Annotated in this window: 11 protein-coding genes; 5 read left to right on the forward strand and 6 right to left on the reverse strand. The window is 42.9% G+C overall.

Annotated elements, in window-relative coordinates; translation table 11 throughout:
- The first annotated feature begins 103 nt into the window (after positions 1 to 103).
- Complete coding sequence (locus tag MHH65_RS09325) at positions 104 to 1,306, forward strand: nitrate/nitrite transporter (protein WP_034280687.1); 1,203 nt, start codon at positions 104 to 106, stop codon at positions 1,304 to 1,306.
- Positions 1,307 to 1,366: 60 nt separating this feature from the next.
- Here MHH65_RS09325 and gltD read toward each other — a convergent pair whose 3' ends face one another.
- Both gltD and gltB read right to left on the reverse strand, forming a co-directional pair.
- Positions 1,367 to 2,851, reverse strand: a complete 1,485-nt coding sequence (gltD, locus tag MHH65_RS09330; protein WP_024428371.1) for a glutamate synthase small subunit — start codon at positions 2,849 to 2,851, stop codon at positions 1,367 to 1,369.
- Positions 2,852 to 2,867: 16 nt separating this feature from the next.
- Positions 2,868 to 7,439, reverse strand: coding sequence for a glutamate synthase large subunit (gene gltB / locus MHH65_RS09335; RefSeq protein WP_061109231.1), 4,572 nt, complete (start codon positions 7,437 to 7,439; stop codon positions 2,868 to 2,870).
- 153 nt (positions 7,440 to 7,592) lie between these two features.
- Between gltB and MHH65_RS09340 the strand changes: the two genes are divergently transcribed.
- The 3 genes from MHH65_RS09340 to MHH65_RS09350 all read left to right on the forward strand — a co-directional run bounded on the left by MHH65_RS09340 (position 7,593) and on the right by MHH65_RS09350 (position 12,148).
- Complete coding sequence (locus tag MHH65_RS09340) at positions 7,593 to 8,495, forward strand: LysR family transcriptional regulator (RefSeq protein WP_046311400.1); 903 nt, start codon at positions 7,593 to 7,595, stop codon at positions 8,493 to 8,495.
- Between the two features lie 94 nt (positions 8,496 to 8,589).
- Positions 8,590 to 10,326 carry an ABC transporter ATP-binding protein gene (locus tag MHH65_RS09345; RefSeq protein WP_046311402.1) on the forward strand — a complete coding sequence of 579 codons (1,737 nt, stop codon included), beginning with the start codon at positions 8,590 to 8,592 and terminating at the stop codon, positions 10,324 to 10,326.
- A complete protein-coding gene (locus MHH65_RS09350) occupies positions 10,319 to 12,148 on the forward strand; it encodes an ABC transporter ATP-binding protein (RefSeq protein WP_120208059.1) in 1,830 nt (609 codons plus the stop codon). The genes MHH65_RS09345 and MHH65_RS09350 overlap by 8 nt, the downstream gene beginning before the upstream one ends.
- Positions 12,149 to 12,197: 49 nt before the next feature.
- On the opposite strand, the gene MHH65_RS09355 is transcribed toward MHH65_RS09350, so the two are convergent.
- Positions 12,198 to 13,025, reverse strand: coding sequence for a MerR family transcriptional regulator (locus tag MHH65_RS09355; RefSeq protein WP_335351007.1), 828 nt, complete (start codon positions 13,023 to 13,025; stop codon positions 12,198 to 12,200).
- Between the two features lie 87 nt (positions 13,026 to 13,112).
- Between MHH65_RS09355 and MHH65_RS09360 the strand changes: the two genes are divergently transcribed.
- Positions 13,113 to 13,685, forward strand: coding sequence for a GNAT family N-acetyltransferase (locus MHH65_RS09360; RefSeq protein ID WP_046311408.1), 573 nt, complete (start codon positions 13,113 to 13,115; stop codon positions 13,683 to 13,685).
- Positions 13,686 to 13,751: 66 nt separating this feature from the next.
- On the opposite strand, the gene MHH65_RS09365 is transcribed toward MHH65_RS09360, so the two are convergent.
- Genes MHH65_RS09365 through proC form a run of 3 tightly spaced genes read right to left on the reverse strand, consistent with a single transcriptional unit; the run spans position 13,752 to position 17,030 of the window.
- Positions 13,752 to 15,020 (reverse strand): glutamate-5-semialdehyde dehydrogenase, encoded by a 1,269-nt coding sequence (locus tag MHH65_RS09365; RefSeq protein WP_070326583.1) that lies wholly within the window; start codon positions 15,018 to 15,020, stop codon positions 13,752 to 13,754.
- Between the two features lie 18 nt (positions 15,021 to 15,038).
- Positions 15,039 to 16,157 carry a glutamate 5-kinase gene (proB, locus tag MHH65_RS09370; protein ID WP_335351008.1) on the reverse strand — a complete coding sequence of 373 codons (1,119 nt, stop codon included), beginning with the start codon at positions 16,155 to 16,157 and terminating at the stop codon, positions 15,039 to 15,041.
- Between the two features lie 27 nt (positions 16,158 to 16,184).
- A complete protein-coding gene (gene proC / locus MHH65_RS09375) occupies positions 16,185 to 17,030 on the reverse strand; it encodes a pyrroline-5-carboxylate reductase (protein ID WP_080652983.1) in 846 nt (281 codons plus the stop codon).
- Positions 17,031 to 17,106 lie beyond the last annotated feature (76 nt).

A 17,106-nucleotide genomic window follows, 5' to 3' on the forward strand; every position in this document is an offset into this window, starting at 1 on the left:
GTAAAAAAGTGTTTATTCATGTCAATTTTTCTCACATAATACTTTCATTACATAAGTGAACTCGCTATCTTTAAGTCAGAAAATTCAATAGAGGAGGCGTTTTATGAAACTCTCAGAATTAAAATCAAGTGGTCATCCTAAGACATTGTTTGGTTCCTTTTTATATTTTGATGTGAGCTTTATGATCTGGGTTTTGTTAGGGGCGCTGGGTGCTTTTATTGCGCAAGATTTTGCTTTATCAACCGTAGAGAAAGGCATGATTGTGGCCATTCCAATTCTATCTGGTTCTTTTTTTCGGATTGTGCTCGGTTTATTCACCGATCGAATAGGACCTAAAAAGACTGCAGTGATGGGAATGCTTTTAACGACCATTCCGCTCATTTGGGGGTTCATCGCTGGTACAACCCTTTCAGAGCTCGTACTGATTGGGATTTTGCTTGGAGTAGCAGGAGCAAGTTTTGCTGTTGCTCTGCCAATGGCAAGCCGCTGGTATCCTCCTCACTTACAAGGAGTAGCTATGGGGATTGCAGGCGCCGGGAATAGTGGAACACTGATCTCCACATTATTTGGTCCAAGGCTTGCGGAGATTTACGGGTGGCATGCCGTAATGGGGCTCGCTCTGATTCCGTTAAGTCTTGTCTTTTTGTTCTTTATTTTCACTGCAAAAGATGCACCAAATCAGCCCGCTCCTCAGCCGATTCGGTCGTACTTTTCAGTATTTCAAGTGAAATCGACATGGTTTTTCTGTCTGCTTTATGCAATCACATTCGGAGGGTTTGTCGGGCTTTCCAGTTTCCTCAGTATTTTCTTTGTGGATCAATATGGGGTTTCGAAGATTCATGCTGGTGATTTTGTGACCCTTTGTGTGGCGGCAGGCAGCTTCTTTCGTCCTGTGGGCGGTCTCATTGCCGATAAAATAGGTGGAATGAAAGTACTGCTTGGATTATTCGGAATCATCGGCATCTGCTTAGGGGGAGTGAGCAGTCTTCCAGCTTTACCTGTGGTCATTGCGCTTTTATTTGCCGGGATGATGTGCCTTGGGATGGGAAATGGCGCTGTTTTTCAGCTGGTGCCTCAAGTATTTCATAAAGAAATTGGGATTGTGACCGGAATTGTTGGGGCTGCTGGAGGCATTGGCGGATTCTTTTTACCTAATATTCTTGGCAGTTTAAAAGAATTGACTGGCTCATATACGTTTGGCTTTTTGACCATTTCTCTTTTTGTTCTGATTGTCTTCCTCTGTTTAGTCGTATCGCAGCTTAAACGTAAAAAAGTGTTGATCAACCATACCATTTCTGAATCATAAAAAGCCATGACCACACGTTGGTCATGGCTTTTCTTTATATTGTAACACCCTTTGTTTGACCTATTTTGGCAGAACCGAACTCCCCATTAAATAACGGTCTACCTCGTGCGCCACTTGTCTGCCTTCATTAATTGCCCAGACAATCAAGCTTTGCCCGCGTCTTGCATCTCCCGCTGCAAATACGCCTTCTACATTTGTTGTATATTCCCCATATTTTGCGTCAATGCGATTGTTTTTGCTGTCCACGCCAAAGTGTTTCACAAGCGGCTGTTCAGTTCCCTCAAAACCAATTGCAATAAAGACGAGCTGAGCAGGCCATACCTTCTCTGTTCCTGGAATCTCATGAAATTCAAACTTCCCTTGTTCGTTTTTCACCTTTTCCATTTGAATGGTATGAAGCTCTTTTAATTTCCCATTTTTATCTGCCACAATTTTTGTGGTTTGAATTGAATATTGACGCGGATCTTCTCCGAATTTGGCTTGTGCTTCTTCATAAGCATAATCCAGCGAGAAGACATAAGGCTGTTCTGGCCACATGTTATCCCCTACACGTGTATCCGGAAGCTTTGGATGCTTCCCGAATTGAACAACACTTTTTGCTTTTTGGCGAAGTGCAGTTGCAACGCAGTCTGCACCTGTGTCTCCTCCGCCAATCACAATTACGTCTTTTCCTTTTGCATCAATGAAGTTTTTGTCTTTAAATCCTGAATCAAGCATGCTTTTCGTTGCCAGGGTTAAATAATCCATCGCAAGGTGAATCCCTTTTGCTTCCCGGCCTTCAATCAATAGATCACGCTGCTTTTGTGCACCTGTACAAAGGATAACGGCATCAAACTGCTCTTTCAGTTCATCAGCAGTAATATCCACACCGATTTCTGTGTTCGTCACAAAGTCAATGCCTTCTTGTCTTAGAAGTTTGACTCTTCGCTCGACCACTTCTTTATCGAGCTTCATATTCGGAATCCCGTATGTCAGCAGTCCGCCAAGACGGTCAGAACGCTCGAACACTGTTACAGCGTGCCCTGCTTGGTTTAATTGATCAGCACTTGCAAGTCCTGCTGGTCCTGAGCCGACAATGGCAATTTTCTTCCCTGTACGGCTTGAAGGGATTCTTGGTGTGATCCATCCATTTTCAAAGCCTTTATCAATGATCGTACGTTCGATATTTTTAATCGAAACAGCTGGATCATTGATAGCGACTGTACATGACCCTTCACAAGGTGCCGGACATACTCTCCCAGTAAACTCAGGGAAATTATTTGTTTTTTGAAGTCTTTCGAGAGCTTCTTTCCATCTTCCGCGATAGACAAGATCATTCCACTCTGGAATTAAATTGTAGATCGGGCAGCCAGACACGCCGCCCCTGATCTCCATCCCAATTTGACAAAACGGTGTTCCGCAATCCATACATCTAGCGCCCTGCTTCTTCAATACGTCATCTGTATAAGGAGCTGAATATTCTTTCCAGTCATTTTGACGAGTGAGAGGGTCACGTTCATTTGGCTTTTCTCTTTTATAATCCATAAAACCTGTTGCTTTGCCCATTGTCCTCTCCCCTTTCTTAATGAGCGAGGGCTGCTTTTTGCCCGTTTGCCGTTTCTTGATTTTTCGGTTTTGTGTTTGCTTCAAAGGCATACATCACCGCTTCTTCATGACTGAGGCCCGCTTGTTTTTGTTCTTCGATGCTTTGAAGCATCATTTTGTAATTTCTCGGAATGACTTTGATGAATTGATCCTTTTCTTGCTCCCAGTTTTCAAGAAGTGCTGCTGCTTTTGAGCTGTTTGTATAATCAAGGTGTTCCTTGATCATTTGTTTCACTTCTTGTTCTTCTTCATGATCTGTGAGCTTTTCAAACATGATCATTTCCATATTGCACATTCTTTTGAACTGTTTTGCATCCGATGTATGGATGTAAGCCACACCGCCAGACATACCTGCACCAAAGTTTTTCCCAACGTCTCCTAAAATAACGACACGTCCGCCAGTCATGTATTCACAGCCGTGATCTCCGATTCCTTCAACAACCACATGTACACCTGAATTACGAACAGCAAATCGTTCACCAGCACGCCCGTTAATATAAGCTTTTCCGCTAGTTGCGCCGTAAAATGCAACGTTCCCTACAATGACGTTTTCATGTCCATTTTGTACAAAATGATCAGACGTTTTAACAGCAATTTTGCCTCCTGAGAGTCCTTTGCCGATATAGTCATTTGAATCACCTGTTAAATAGAGAGACATGCCCTTTGGCACAAATGCGCCGAAGCTTTGTCCAGCTGAACCAGTGAATCTTAGTGTGATGGTATCCTCTGGCAAGCCCTCTTCCCCGTAGCGCTTAGACACTTCACTGCCAGTAATGGTTCCGGCCACACGGTTGATATTGCGAATGTTCAATGATAGATCAACCGGTGTTTGATGATTCAGCGCTTCTTGCACATAAGGAAGGATTTCATTCATATCCAGTGATTCATCAATTTTATGATTTTGCGGTGTTCTGAATGTCCGCGCTCCTTCTGGCTGATAAAGCAGTGTTTCAAGGTTTAGCTGGCCTGCTTTCCAGTGAGCTTTTGCTCGTTCACTGACCGCTAGGACGTCCGTGCGTCCGATTAATTCATCCATTGATGTAAAGCCGAGTTCCGCTAAGATTTCTCTTACTTCCTCTGCAATAAACATCATGAAGTTCACAATGTGATCGGGGTTACCCATGAATTTTTTGCGGAGCTCTGGATTTTGTGTGGCTACACCGACTGGGCAAGTATCTAAATGACATGCTCTCATCATCACGCAGCCCAGCACGACAAGTGGAGCTGTCGCAAAGCCATACTCTTCTGCTCCTAAAATCGCAGCCATCACAACGTCGCGGCCAGTCATTAACTTTCCGTCTGTTTCAAGAACGACTCTCTCGCGAAGCCCGTTTAACACAAGGGTTTGATGCGCTTCTGCCAATCCAAGCTCCCAAGGAAGCCCTGTGTGTTTAATACTCGTTTTCGGTGAAGCTCCAGTACCGCCGTCATAACCACTGATGACAATGACGTCCGCAGTTCCTTTTGCTACACCTGCTGCAATCGTGCCAACGCCGGCTTTAGATACAAGCTTGACACTGATGCGTGCATCACGGTTCGCGTTTTTCAAATCATGAATCAGCTGTGCCAAATCCTCAATGGAATAAATATCATGATGCGGCGGTGGTGAAATCAATCCGACACCTGGCGTAGAACCACGTACATCGGCAACCCAAGGATACACTTTATTTCCTGGCAGCTGTCCGCCTTCTCCAGGTTTTGCCCCTTGCGCCATTTTAATTTGCAGTTCATCTGCATTGACTAAGTAATGACTTTTCACACCAAATCGGCCAGAAGCGATTTGTTTAATTGCACTTCTGCGGTCATCACCATGTTCATCTACTGTAAAGCGGGCAGGATCTTCTCCGCCTTCTCCGCTGTTACTTTTACCGCCAATTCGGTTCATCGCAATCGCAAGTGCCTCATGCGCTTCTTTACTTAAAGATCCAAATGACATGGCACCTGTCTTAAAGCGGCGCACGATGGATTCAGCAGATTCAACCTCTTCCAGACGAACCGGCTTTTGTTTTGGCTGAAATGCAAACAAGTTTCTGAGGAAGCCGATTCTTTCTTCATCCGCTGCTTTTGTATATTGTTTAAATAGATCGTAATCTTCATTACGGCATGCCCACTGGAGCGTATGGATCGTTTTTGGATTAAAGGCATGATGCTCTCCATTTTTTCTCCACTGGAATTCACTGCCTGATTCAAGTGTCTGGTCAGTTGCTGCTTGATACCCTGCTTCATGGCGGAGTTTTGCCTCATGAGCAATGGTGTCAAGATCAATTCCGCCAAGCTGAGAAGCTGTTCCTGTGAAATACGCTTGAATGACGTCTTCACTAATCCCAACTGCTTCAAAGATTTGCGCGCCTCTATAGCTTTGCACAGTGGAAATTCCCACTTTGGACATGACTTTGACGACACCTTCTGTCACGCTTTTACCAAACTTTGTAACAGCTTCATCAAAGCTGATCGAGATCGCTTCGTCTGCAATCAGCTGTTTATACGTTTCATAGACAAGGTAAGGGTGGATCGCATCTGCCCCGTAGCCAATTAGTGCGGCAAAATGATGGACCTCTCTCACCTCTCCAGATTCAACGATCAGACTGACCTTTGTCCGCAGGCCTTGACGCACAAGATGCTGATGAAGTGCACTTAGCGCAAGAAGTGGTGGAATCGGTACTTTTTGTTCTGTCATTTCACGATCTGAAAGGATTAATAAAGAGACACCTTCTCTGATCGCTTTTTCCGCCTCTTCAAACATCGCATCCAGTCCGCGTTTTAAATCATCGGTGAAAAGTGTATGGATTGTTTTGCTTTTAAAGGCATTATGAACAATCGTTTTCAAGCCGTTAAATTGCCCGCTCGTTAAGACCGGTGTATAAAGTTTAATTCTTCGGCATGAATATTCATTCGGATGTAAAATATCGCCTTCGGCACCTAACCAAGTCATGGTTGATGTCACGAGCTGCTCACGAATGGCATCAATCGGCGGGTTCGTGACTTGTGCAAACAGCTGCTTAAAATAATGAAAAAGAGACTGCGCACGATCTGATAACACAGCAAGCGGTGTGTCACTTCCCATTGAACCGATTGGATCCTTGCCTTCCTCTAGTAAAGGAATTAAATACTTTTGAATGTCTTCATACGTATAATGGAACGCACGCTGACGCGTCAATAAATCATCCATTATACTAGAATTTTCTGAATTTTCTTCCGAGCGATTGACGTGGACCATTTCTTCATCGAGCCATTTTTGATAAGGAAGTTCATTCGCAATGGCCGATTTCACTTCTTCGTCAGAAATAATTCGTCCTTCTTCTAAATCAATGAGCAGCATTTTGCCTGGCTCAAGTCGATCTTTATACTTAACATCTTCTTCATTTGTGTCGATTACGCCAACCTCAGAAGAGAAAATGATATGATCATCATTCGTGACATAATATCTTGCCGGTCTTAATCCATTTCGGTCTAAGATGGCCCCGATTTGTTTCCCGTCAGTAAAGGAAATCGCTGTTGGTCCATCCCATGGCTCCATGAGAGAACTATGGTATTCATAAAATGCCCGTTTCTCTTTCGACATGTGCGTGTTTTCCGTCCAAGGCTCAGGAATCAGCATCATTGCTGTATGAGCAGGTGTACGGCCTGCAAGCACAAAGAATTCAAAGGCATTGTCTAAAATGGATGAATCACTTCCGTCTGCATTCAGCACTGGCAAAATCTTGTCTAAATCGTCTCCGAAGGCTTCAGATACGAATTGTTGCTCTCTTGCTCTCATCCAATTGATGTTCCCTCTTAATGTGTTGATTTCTCCGTTGTGAATTAAGTAACGGTTTGGATGGGCTCTTTCCCATGTAGGAAATGTATTTGTACTAAATCTTGAATGGACAAGTGAAAATGCAGAAACAAATGTTTCATCCTGTAGATCAAGATAAAAAGCATCGACTTGATCTGATGTTAAAAGCCCCTTGTATACGATGGTTTGACTCGACAGGCTGACAAAGTAAAATTGTTTTTCTTCTCTTGTTCCCCAGTTCTCAGCCTGTTTACGGATGACATATAATTTTCGTTCAAATGACAAACGATCTGTGATCTTGTCGTTTGCTCCGATAAAGACCTGTCTCACAACCGGACAGCTCTTCGCTGCGACAGTACCAATTTTTCCGGCATCGACAGGAACCGTTCTCCAGCCAATTAATGTTTGGCCTTCTTGTTTAATGAACCCGTTGATTTTCTGTTCGATGGCTTGACGCGTTTTTTCGTCATCATCTTTTGAAAAGAAGACCATTCCTACCCCGTAACGGCCTTTTTCAGGAAGTGCAAATTCTTTGCAGTTCTTTCTAAAGAAAGCGTCTGGCAGCTGTACCATTAAACCGGCACCATCACCTGTATACGGATCACTGCCTTGCCCGCCGCGATGATCAAGCTGGCACAGCATTTGTAATCCCTTTTTGACGATGCTATGTGTCGCCTCCCCTTTTAAATGGGCGTACAGTCCGATTCCACATGCATCATGTTCAAATTCAGGACGGTAGAGACCTTGTGGTTGTGGTAGTTGATTATAAGTCATCGTTTCTCTCCCCCGTTTAAAAGATCCGTTTTTTCACAGTAATAAAATCTCACAAACTCTGTAACTTATTTTAAGTTTTCAAATTGATATAAACAATATATAATTTAGATCAAAACAATCTCTTTTTGAGATAGATGGGTGTGAAGTGCAAAAATGGAGCTTCGTCAGTTACGTTATTTTGTAGAAGTCGCAGACCGTGAACACGTGTCAGAAGCGGCTGAAAACTTACATGTTGCCCAATCTGCCATCAGCCGGCAGATTGCGAATTTAGAAGAAGAACTTGGAGTGGCCTTATTCGAACGAGAAGGACGAAATATCAAATTAACGAAGATCGGCAGACAATTTTTAGAGCATGTCAGAACTGCACTCAAAGCCATTGATTATGCGAAAGAGCAAATTGATGAATACTTAGATCCGCACAAAGGAACGGTGAATATTGGCTTTCCTACAAGTCTAGCAAGCCAAGTACTCCCTTCTGTCATCTCCGCCTTTAAGCAGGAATATCCAGAGGTCGATTTTTTACTTCGTCAAGGATCCTATAAATTTCTTATTGAAGCGGTCAAAAATCGAGATATCGATCTCGCCTTTTTAGGACCCGTACCGACAAACGATTCTCAAATAGAAGGAAATATTTTGTTTTCCGAAAGCATTTATGCCCTTTTACCGGTTAGCCACCCCTTTAGTGGACAAAGAAGTATTCATTTAAGTGATTTAAGAAAGGATCATTTCGTGTTATTTCCTGAAGGGTATGTGCTGAGACAAATTGCGGTTGATGCTTGCAAGCAGGCAGGCTATGAGCCTACCATTTCATCTGAAGGAGAAGATTTGGATGCCATTAAAGGTCTCGTATCTGCAGGTATGGGCGTTACCTTATTACCCGAAAGCGCCTTTTATGAAACAACACCGCGATTTACAGTGAAAATTCCGATCGATTTCCCTCAAGTGAGAAGAACGGTTGGAATTATTGCATCTAAAACGCGCGAAATGTCTCCTTCTGCCCATGATTTTTATGTGTTTGTGAAGGATTTCTTTTCTAAAATTGAACAATATAAATAATTCACTAAAACAAGACATTTCATTTGTAGAAATAATCCCACTTTGTATATGATGGGTTACAGAACAAAAGACTATATGGAAGAAAGGTATTCATATGAAATCAATTTTATCGTTTTTAAAGCCGTATCGGCTGTCCGTTGTGTCCATTGTCATTCTCACCTTTTTAAGCAGTATGCTTCAGCTGTATTTACCGACGTTAACAGCAGATATCGTTGATGTCGGTATCGTCCAGGGAGATATTGCTTACATATGGAAGGTTGGCGGCTGGATGGTGGCTTGTTCTTTACTCGCCATTTTGCTCACCATTTGGAAGTCTTACTTGTCATCAAAAACAGCACTTGGCTTCGGGCGTGATATGAGAAGACAGCTGTTTGTGCATGTCGAACAATTTTCATTAGAAGAATTTCAAAAGATCGGCACGTCTTCCTTTATTACGAGATCAACAAATGATGTGAAACAAGTCCAAGATGTGACGATTATGATTTTACAAATGATGACGCGGGCCCCGCTCATGCTTGTAGGCGGAATTATTTTGGCTGTTTCCAGGGATGCTGTCCTGTCTCTTATCTTTTTAGCGGCCCTCCCCCTTCTTGGCGGATTCATCTATTTAGTGTCAAGAAAAGCCATCCCGCTATTCGGCCAGCTTCAGAAAAAAACAGACCGGCTGAATTTAATTATGCGAGAATCTCTTTCAGGCATCCGCGTCATTCGCGCCTTTAACCGTGTGGATGATGAAAAGGAGCGATTCCAAGAAGCCAACACGTCCTATAAGGATACTGGTCTTAGAGTCAACCGATTAATGGCTTACTTGTTTCCATTTATGCTGATTATCATGAACTTCACGAATATCGGCATTGTCTGGCTTGGCGCAAACCGAATTGATGCCGGAGAAATGGAAGTTGGAAATCTCATTGCCTTCATTCAATATGCGATGATGATTTTAATGGCGCTTATTATGCTGTCGATGAGCTTTATTATGGTCCCAAGAGCACAAGCGTCAGCTAAACGCATGAATGAAGTGTTAAACATGGAACCAAAGATTAAAGACAAAGAAGAGTCTATCACTGACCTTCACGAGCCCGCCCAATCCATTCGCTTTGAGGATGTGTCATTTTATTACTCAAATGCTGAGAAACCGGCCGTTCAAGGTATCACGTTTGAAGCTAAAACTGGTGAAACAACAGCCATTATCGGAAGTACGGGTTCTGGGAAAACAACACTTCTCCAGCTGATGACGCGCTTTTATGAAGTGACAGAAGGCCGGATTACACTAGATGGTGTAGATATTAGAGAGCTGCCTCAAGAGAAACTGAGAAACCAGATGGGCTATGTCTCTCAAAAAGCTGTTCTATTCAGTGGAACCATTGCCGAGAATGTACGCTTTGGCAAGCAGGATGCAAGCGATGAAGACATCTGGCAGGCGCTGCGAACTGCGCAGGCCGAAGAATTTGTTTTGCAAAAAGATGGCGGAATTGATGCAGAAATTGATCAAGGTGGTTCCAATCTATCCGGCGGCCAAAAGCAGCGGCTTTCCATTGCAAGGGCGCTAGTGAGAAAACCATCATTCTATCTGTTTGACGATAGCTTTTCAGCACTTGATTACAAAACAGATGCAAAGCTGCGGGCATCATTAGAAGCAGAAAAAGCTCATGCAGCCCTCATCATTGTGGCTCAACGAATCAGTACAGTGAAGCATAGTGATAAAATCATTGTACTTGATGAAGGAAAAATTGCAGGTATCGGAACACATGAACAATTAATAAAGGATAATCTTGTATATCAAGAGATTGTCGCATCTCAGGAAGGTCAGGAGGTGAGCGAGGATGAGTAAAAAAATGTCTTCCGGCATGGGCCATAAAGGCGGCCACCCTAAAGGGCCAGCCGCAAAACCAAAGGAATTTAAGAAAACACTGCTTCGTTTGACAGGCTATTTAAAACCAAGGAAATTTCAGCTGATCATCGTCTTTATTGCAGCGATTGGTTCAACTGTCTTTAATGTCATTAGTCCAAAGCTGCTCGGGGATGCCACCTCTTCCCTATTTGACAGCTTTACGAATGGAACAGACGTTCAATTTGATGTCATTTCACGAATTCTTTTGCTGCTTGTCGTGCTGTACGTCGTTGCTTCCCTCTTTTCATTCGTTCAGCAATATGTCATGGCTGGTGTCTCTCAACAGACCATTGCTGAATTACGGCAGGAAGCAAATGACAAGCTCACACGTCTCCCCCTTCGTTATTTTGATAAAACAACCCACGGGGACACGCTGAGCCGTGTGATGAATGATATCGATAATATTAATACATCGCTTCAGCAGGCGCTCACCCAAGTGATTACATCTGTGATTACAGTCATTGGGATTGTCGTCATGATGCTCTTCATCAGTCCGCTGCTTACGTTGCTTGTTTGTTTGACGCTGCCACTCAGCCTGTTTGCGATTCGCGGCATTACGTCATTTTCTCAAAAGCATTTTAAAGCGCAGCAAAAAGAGCTTGGGACGATCAATGGACATATTAATGAGATGTTCACAGGACATCAGACTGTTCGTGCGTATGGCTACGAAAAGAAAGCAATCGATACATTTGATGAATTAAATGAAAAGCTGTATGAATCTTCAAGGAAAGCGCAGTTCATTTCTGGTTTAATGATGCCAATGATGACCTTTATCGGGAACCTTGGCTATGTGGCAGTCAGTGTAGCCGGCGGGATTCTTGTCATAAACGGGAATATCCGTGTCGGGGATGTGCAGGCGTTTATCCAATACACGCAGCAAATGTCTCAGCCGCTTGTGCAAGCATCAAGTGTCGCAAACTTAGTTCAATCAGCGATCGCGTCTGCTGAAAGGGTGTTTGAAATCCTTGATGAAGAAGAAGAAAGTACCGAAGAAGATGCGGCAATTGATCTTGCATCACTCTCAGGTGATGTGAGCTTTGAACAAGTTCAATTCGGATATGAAAAAGATCATCCGATTATTAAAGATTTGAATTTAGATGTGCAAGAAGGTCAGACGGTTGCCATTGTCGGGCCAACAGGCGCGGGAAAAACGACCATCATTAACCTTTTAATGCGTTTTTACGAATTAGATCAAGGCTCCATACGCATTGGCGGTGTCAAAACAACTGACCTCAGCCGTCAGCAAGTACGAGAATTATTTGCGATGGTTCTTCAAGATACATGGCTCTTTGAAGGAACGATTTACGACAACATTGCCTATGGCAGGCAGCACGTTTCCAAAGAGGATGTCATCAAAGCCGCCAAACATGCCTATGCAGATGATTTCATCCGCACGCTTCCAGATGGATATGACACACTGTTAACAGAAGATGCAGGCAACCTGTCTCAAGGTCAGCGCCAGCTGTTAACCATCGCCCGTGCCATTTTATCTGATCCAAAGATCTTGATATTAGATGAAGCAACAAGCAGTGTGGATACACGGACAGAGATGCATATTCAAAAAGCAATGAATGAATTGATGAAAGGCAGAACGAGCTTTGTGATTGCACACAGACTTTCAACGATTAAGGATGCAGACCTTATTTTAGTCATGAAGGATGGAAGCATCATTGAAAAAGGATCGCACAGCGAACTCTTAAAACAAAAAGGCTTCTATGCAGACTTATATATGAGTCAATTTGCCGAAAATCAAGTGGGATAACATCAAAAAAGAGGATAGACACGCATGTCACATGCTGTCTATCCTCTTTTCAATTGTCATCTGCTCGCTTCTTCACTTTTACACTGAGCTTCGTTATATACTCTGCTTCATCTTTAGACATGAGCGAATGAAGTAAATACTCCTCAAATACATCTCCATCCAGCATCATGCCCTCTTTCTCGATTTCATCTAACAAATGCGAATAAGCAGATTCGATCTGATCAAATGCTCCTTGATCATACATCACCGCATAGAGCCCGCCAGGTTTTTTGACTGCCCCCGGGCCATCCATTCGGCAGAACAGCTGATCTGACTGATGATAGTGCCGCTTACGGAACTGCTCCTTTTTTAAGACAGAACCATTTGCCGCAGCCCCTTTTATGCCAACTCCCTTTAAAAATTCCCCTACAATACGTGATATTTCTTCTACAGGTGTATTGAAGTCGATCGGGTTTGATGCACTTAGTACAACGGGTTCTTCTGGCAGCTCTTGAAACAGGACCTCCCCTATTTTCACATTTGCTAATTCAAGTGTCGTCTCCATCACCCGCATAAGAAAAGCCTGGATGTCTTGAAGCTTTTCAATCTCTTGTTTGACCTTTTTTATTTGGTCGGCCGCTAGGCTTTGCAGTCTCTCGCGGGAAGGTTCTGTGAAATATTGTTTTAACTCTTTGATCGGAAATTGAACAGCTCGCAAGGATTGAATCGCAATAAAATGGTCAAATTGCTCAAGTGTATAGTAACGGTACCCATTTTTATGCACACCAGCCGGCTTAAATAAATCGATTTTATCATAATACAGAAGCGTATCTTTTTTGACATCAAATAGCTTGGCAAATTCTCCAGTGAAAAACGTTTTTTGCACATCATTGATCATGATGAAGGCTCCTTTCTTGACTATGGAGTAACTCCATCCTTTATCATAACATGCAGAAACACCACTACGCAGGGAAAGGATAAGAAAATGAACAAAATAACTCAACATGAAGTGACATTAGCACATGCAAATAAAGAGGACTTCCCTTCTATGAAAAAAGAGCTTCAGAAAGCTTTTACAGCTGGCGTGATCGACGCATTTGGCGATGCGCAGGATGGACCGATTCCTCCAGATGAAGTGATTGATGAATCTTTTCATTCCAATGACCACATTGTTTATCATATTATGCTAAATGGTGAAAAGGCAGGCGGCGTTGTGATCAAAATCAACCAAGAGACACATCACAACTCGGTTGATTTGCTATACATTTCATCATCCTTTCACGGCCGGGGCATTGGTCAGGCAGCATGGAAAGCCATCGAGGCGCAATATCCAGAAACGATTGTATGGGAGGTTGTGACTCCATACTTTGAAAAACGCAACATTCATTTTTATGTCAATAAATGCGGTTTTCAAATAGTTGAATTTTATCACTTACACCATCCAGATCCAAACGCACATCATGAAGCACATCACGGCAATGAACCTTTAGCACCTGAGGAATTTGAATTTTTTAAATTTGAGAAGGTCATGAAGAAAAATTGTGCAAACGTAGGATAACGTGTATTTCTTTTAAATAAAGTTAAAAACACTACCTCATAAAAAGGTAGTGTTTCTTGAATCTTTCTAGCTTCTAATCTGACCGTCACCACACAGAAGCAGCTTAGTTGTCGTAAGTGCAGGAAGTCCCATTGGCCCTCTTGCGTGCAGTTTTTGAGTAGAGATGCCGATTTCAGCTCCATAGCCAAGTGCGCCGCCGTCTGTAAAGCGAGTCGATGCGTTATGGTAAACGGCTGCCGCATCGACTTCGTTTAGAAACGTGAGTGCATTTTTTTCATCTTCTGTCACGATGGCTTCTGAATGCTTTGTGCCGTACTGATCGATATGGCTGATTGCTTCCTCAATTGAATCGACTACCTTTACTGCAAGATCCAGACTTAAATACTCATCTGTCCAATCCACTTCCAAAGCAGGAACCGCGTTTGAGAAGTAAGACTCTGCTGCCTGGTCGCCATGTACAGTGACACGGTGCTCCTGCAAAGCTTCATTTAATGAGGCTGCATTCTCTTTCAGCCAATCGCGATGAATAATCAGCGTCTCAAGTGCATTACATACGGCCGGACGATTCGTTTTCGCATTGATTACAATCTCAATGGCTTTTTTCACATTCGCGGTTTGATCAACATAGACATGACAGTTTCCTGTCCCTGTTTCAAGCACTGGGATAGTGGATTCTTCTACCACTGTTTTGATTAAAGATGCTCCGCCTCGCGGAATTAAAACATCAATCCATTCTTTTAGTTGAAACATCGCCTGAACCGATGAACGGTCTGTTTGTTCAATTAATTGCACCGCATCACGAGGAATCTTTGTTTGATCCAATGCTTCATGGATCACACTGACGATGGCTTTGTTGGAAGAAATAGCGGAGGAACCGCCTTTTAAAATCACTGAGTTGCCTGCCTTAAGGGCAAGGCCTGCTGCATCGACAGTGACGTTCGGTCTCGCTTCATAGATCATCCCGATCACGCCGAGCGGTACTCTTCGGCTTTTCACGTGTAAGCCGTTATCAAGAGTCCATTCATCCAATATTTCTCCAACAGGATCTGTTAATCTCGTCACAAGCCGCAAACTTTCAGCAAACTCGTGAATTCTTTCTTCATTTAACATTAATCGATCCATGAGTGCCTCTGAGAAGCCCTTTTCTTTCCCAGCATCTAAGTCCTTTTGATTCTCCTGTAAAATAAAGCGGCTGTTTTGCTCTAATGCTTCTGCCATTTTAAGAAGCGCGTCATTCTTTTCCTCTGTTTGAAGTAAACTTAGTTTTTTTGAAACATGCTTTGCTTTTTTCGCTTTTTCTTTGACCGATGTGACAACTTCAGCTGTCAATGTCATGGAATTCCTCCCTTTTGGTTAACAAACTGAAATCGATAAATCTAAATGACAAACAAATGCTTCAAGATCGACGACATGCACGATTTCATCTTGTAACAAGTCACTCTTACGTGCGAGTTCATCTGATGCATAATTCACAACGCCAAGCCCTATTTCTCTTCCATCTTGATCTAAAATACGGACCACATCGCCTTTTTTAAATGAACCTTTCACATTGACAATCCCATCAGAATCAAGACTTCCCTCACGGTGCATGAGAAATTCCTGTGTTTTCTCTTGAACCACGATCTCACCCTTTGGCCCAGAATGAAAGGCAATCCACTGCTTCTTATAATTGAGTGGCGCTACATTTTCGTCAGCGGTAAAATAAGTGCCGTCCTCTGTCCCATTGATCGCTTTGTCTAAAATGTGAGGCGTATCTGCTTTTCCTAAAAAGCCGTTGATCCCTGCGGCCATTGATATTTTAAAGGCATCGAGCTTTGATTTCATTCCGCCTGTACCTACGCTGCTTCCTGCGTCTCCAGCAGCTGCTTCGATGTCTTCTGTGATGTCTGTCACTTCAAGAATTCTCTTCGCATTTGGATTTGTATGAGGATTATCTTCATACAAGCCATCAATATCAGATAAAATGGCAAGGAAATCCGCATCAATGAGTCCAGCTACTTTTGCAGACAATGTATCGTTGTCTCCAAACTTCAACCGATTGATCGTCACTGTATCATTTTCATTAATAATCGGGATGATGCCTCGATCTAATAACACGTTCATTGTGTTACGCACATTTTGATAGCGCGTTTCATCAGAAAAATCACTTCTTGTAATTAAGAGCTGTGAGGCAATATAACCGTGTGATAAAAATAAAGTAGAATATGATTCCATTAAAAGCCCTTGCCCAATTGAGGCAGATGCCTGCTTTTCCGGCAGTGTTTTGGGTCTATCAATAAATCCTAGTTTTCGGTAACCAGCTGCAACCGCACCAGATGAAACCAAAATGACTTCGTGTCCTTCATCTTTGAGTTTTACAATTTGATTGACGAGGTTTTCTAGTTTTTTCAAACTAATCTCACCTTGAAAGCTAGTAAGAGAGCTGCTTCCGATTTTCACAACAATTCGTTTTCTCTCTTTATCTGCGTACACCTAATCACTCCTGTACCTGAGCTCTATTTATATAGATACTTTTTGTTTTTGCTGATTGCTTATCTCTTTTGATCGATTGGCAGCATGTTTGACAGCCTGCTTGATCGCTTCTCCTCCGCCAAAATCATCTAATGCATTGAGTCCTGCAGCAGTTGTTCCATTTGGTGACGTAATTTTCTCTCTTAGGACAGAAGGATTTTCCTCTGTTTCTTGCAGCATTTTTGCCGCACCGAGGAGTGTCTGCGCGCCAATTTGGCGAGACAATTCCTTTGATAAACCTGCCTCTTCTCCTGCTTCTTCGATTCTCTCCATTAAGAAATAAAAGTAGGCGGGCCCGCTTCCAGCAATTCCAGTGAAAATATCCATTTGCTCTTCCTGAATGGTATAGACTTCGCCCATTTCAGATAAAAGAGCCTGGCTTATGCTCATATGGTCGTTTTTCACGTAACGTCCAGCAGATAAAGCAGTCGCTGATGCCCCGATCGTACTTGATGTATTTGGCATGACCCTCATAACAGGCTGGCCTTCATGCAGCATGTCTTCAATATACGATAGCTTAACACCTGCAAGGACAGACATGATGAGCTGATCTGGCTGAATACGAGGTTTTAATGATTCAAGGGCTGCTTCAGCATCCTTTGGCTTCATGGCCAGGATCAACATATCCATTTCTTCAAAAGGAAATGAATCCATTGCGCCTGTTTGGATTCCGTATCGTTTCGTTAGTTCATCCAATCGAAGTTGATTTTGTCTGTTTGTTGCGTAAATTTGGTCTAGCGGCATCTGTCCTGATCGTACAATCCCTGCGATCATTCCTTCCGCCATAGAGCCTGCTCCAATGAAAGCAACTTTCTTTTGATCAATGATATTGATCCTCTCCCTTGTTCGCTTTTTGTTCGTGTTTTTCGCACGTTAGTAATCGTAACATGATGAGAAATCGTGTCAAGAA

It is taken from the genome of Bacillus sp. FSL L8-0654 (assembly GCF_038629965.1).
In the GTDB taxonomy this organism is placed as follows: domain Bacteria; phylum Bacillota; class Bacilli; order Bacillales; family Bacillaceae; genus Bacillus; species Bacillus safensis.

What these genes read in the sequence shown, in the direction of transcription:
- MHH65_RS09325 (WP_034280687.1), top strand. Translation starts at nt 104, where the DNA reads ATGAAACTCTCAGAATTAAAATCAAGTGGTCATCCTAAGACATTGTTT.
- MHH65_RS09365 (WP_070326583.1), bottom strand. Translation starts at nt 15,020, where the DNA reads ATGACATTGACAGCTGAAGTTGTCACATCGGTCAAAGAAAAAGCGAAA.
- MHH65_RS09355 (WP_335351007.1), bottom strand. Translation starts at nt 13,025, where the DNA reads ATGATCAATGATGTGCAAAAAACGTTTTTCACTGGAGAATTTGCCAAG.
- gltD (WP_024428371.1), bottom strand. Translation starts at nt 2,851, where the DNA reads ATGGGCAAAGCAACAGGTTTTATGGATTATAAAAGAGAAAAGCCAAAT.
- MHH65_RS09345 (WP_046311402.1), top strand. Translation starts at nt 8,590, where the DNA reads ATGAAATCAATTTTATCGTTTTTAAAGCCGTATCGGCTGTCCGTTGTG.
- MHH65_RS09350 (WP_120208059.1), top strand. Translation starts at nt 10,319, where the DNA reads ATGAGTAAAAAAATGTCTTCCGGCATGGGCCATAAAGGCGGCCACCCT.
- gltB (WP_061109231.1), bottom strand. Translation starts at nt 7,439, where the DNA reads ATGACTTATAATCAACTACCACAACCACAAGGTCTCTACCGTCCTGAA.
- MHH65_RS09360 (WP_046311408.1), top strand. Translation starts at nt 13,113, where the DNA reads ATGAACAAAATAACTCAACATGAAGTGACATTAGCACATGCAAATAAA.
- MHH65_RS09340 (WP_046311400.1), top strand. Translation starts at nt 7,593, where the DNA reads ATGGAGCTTCGTCAGTTACGTTATTTTGTAGAAGTCGCAGACCGTGAA.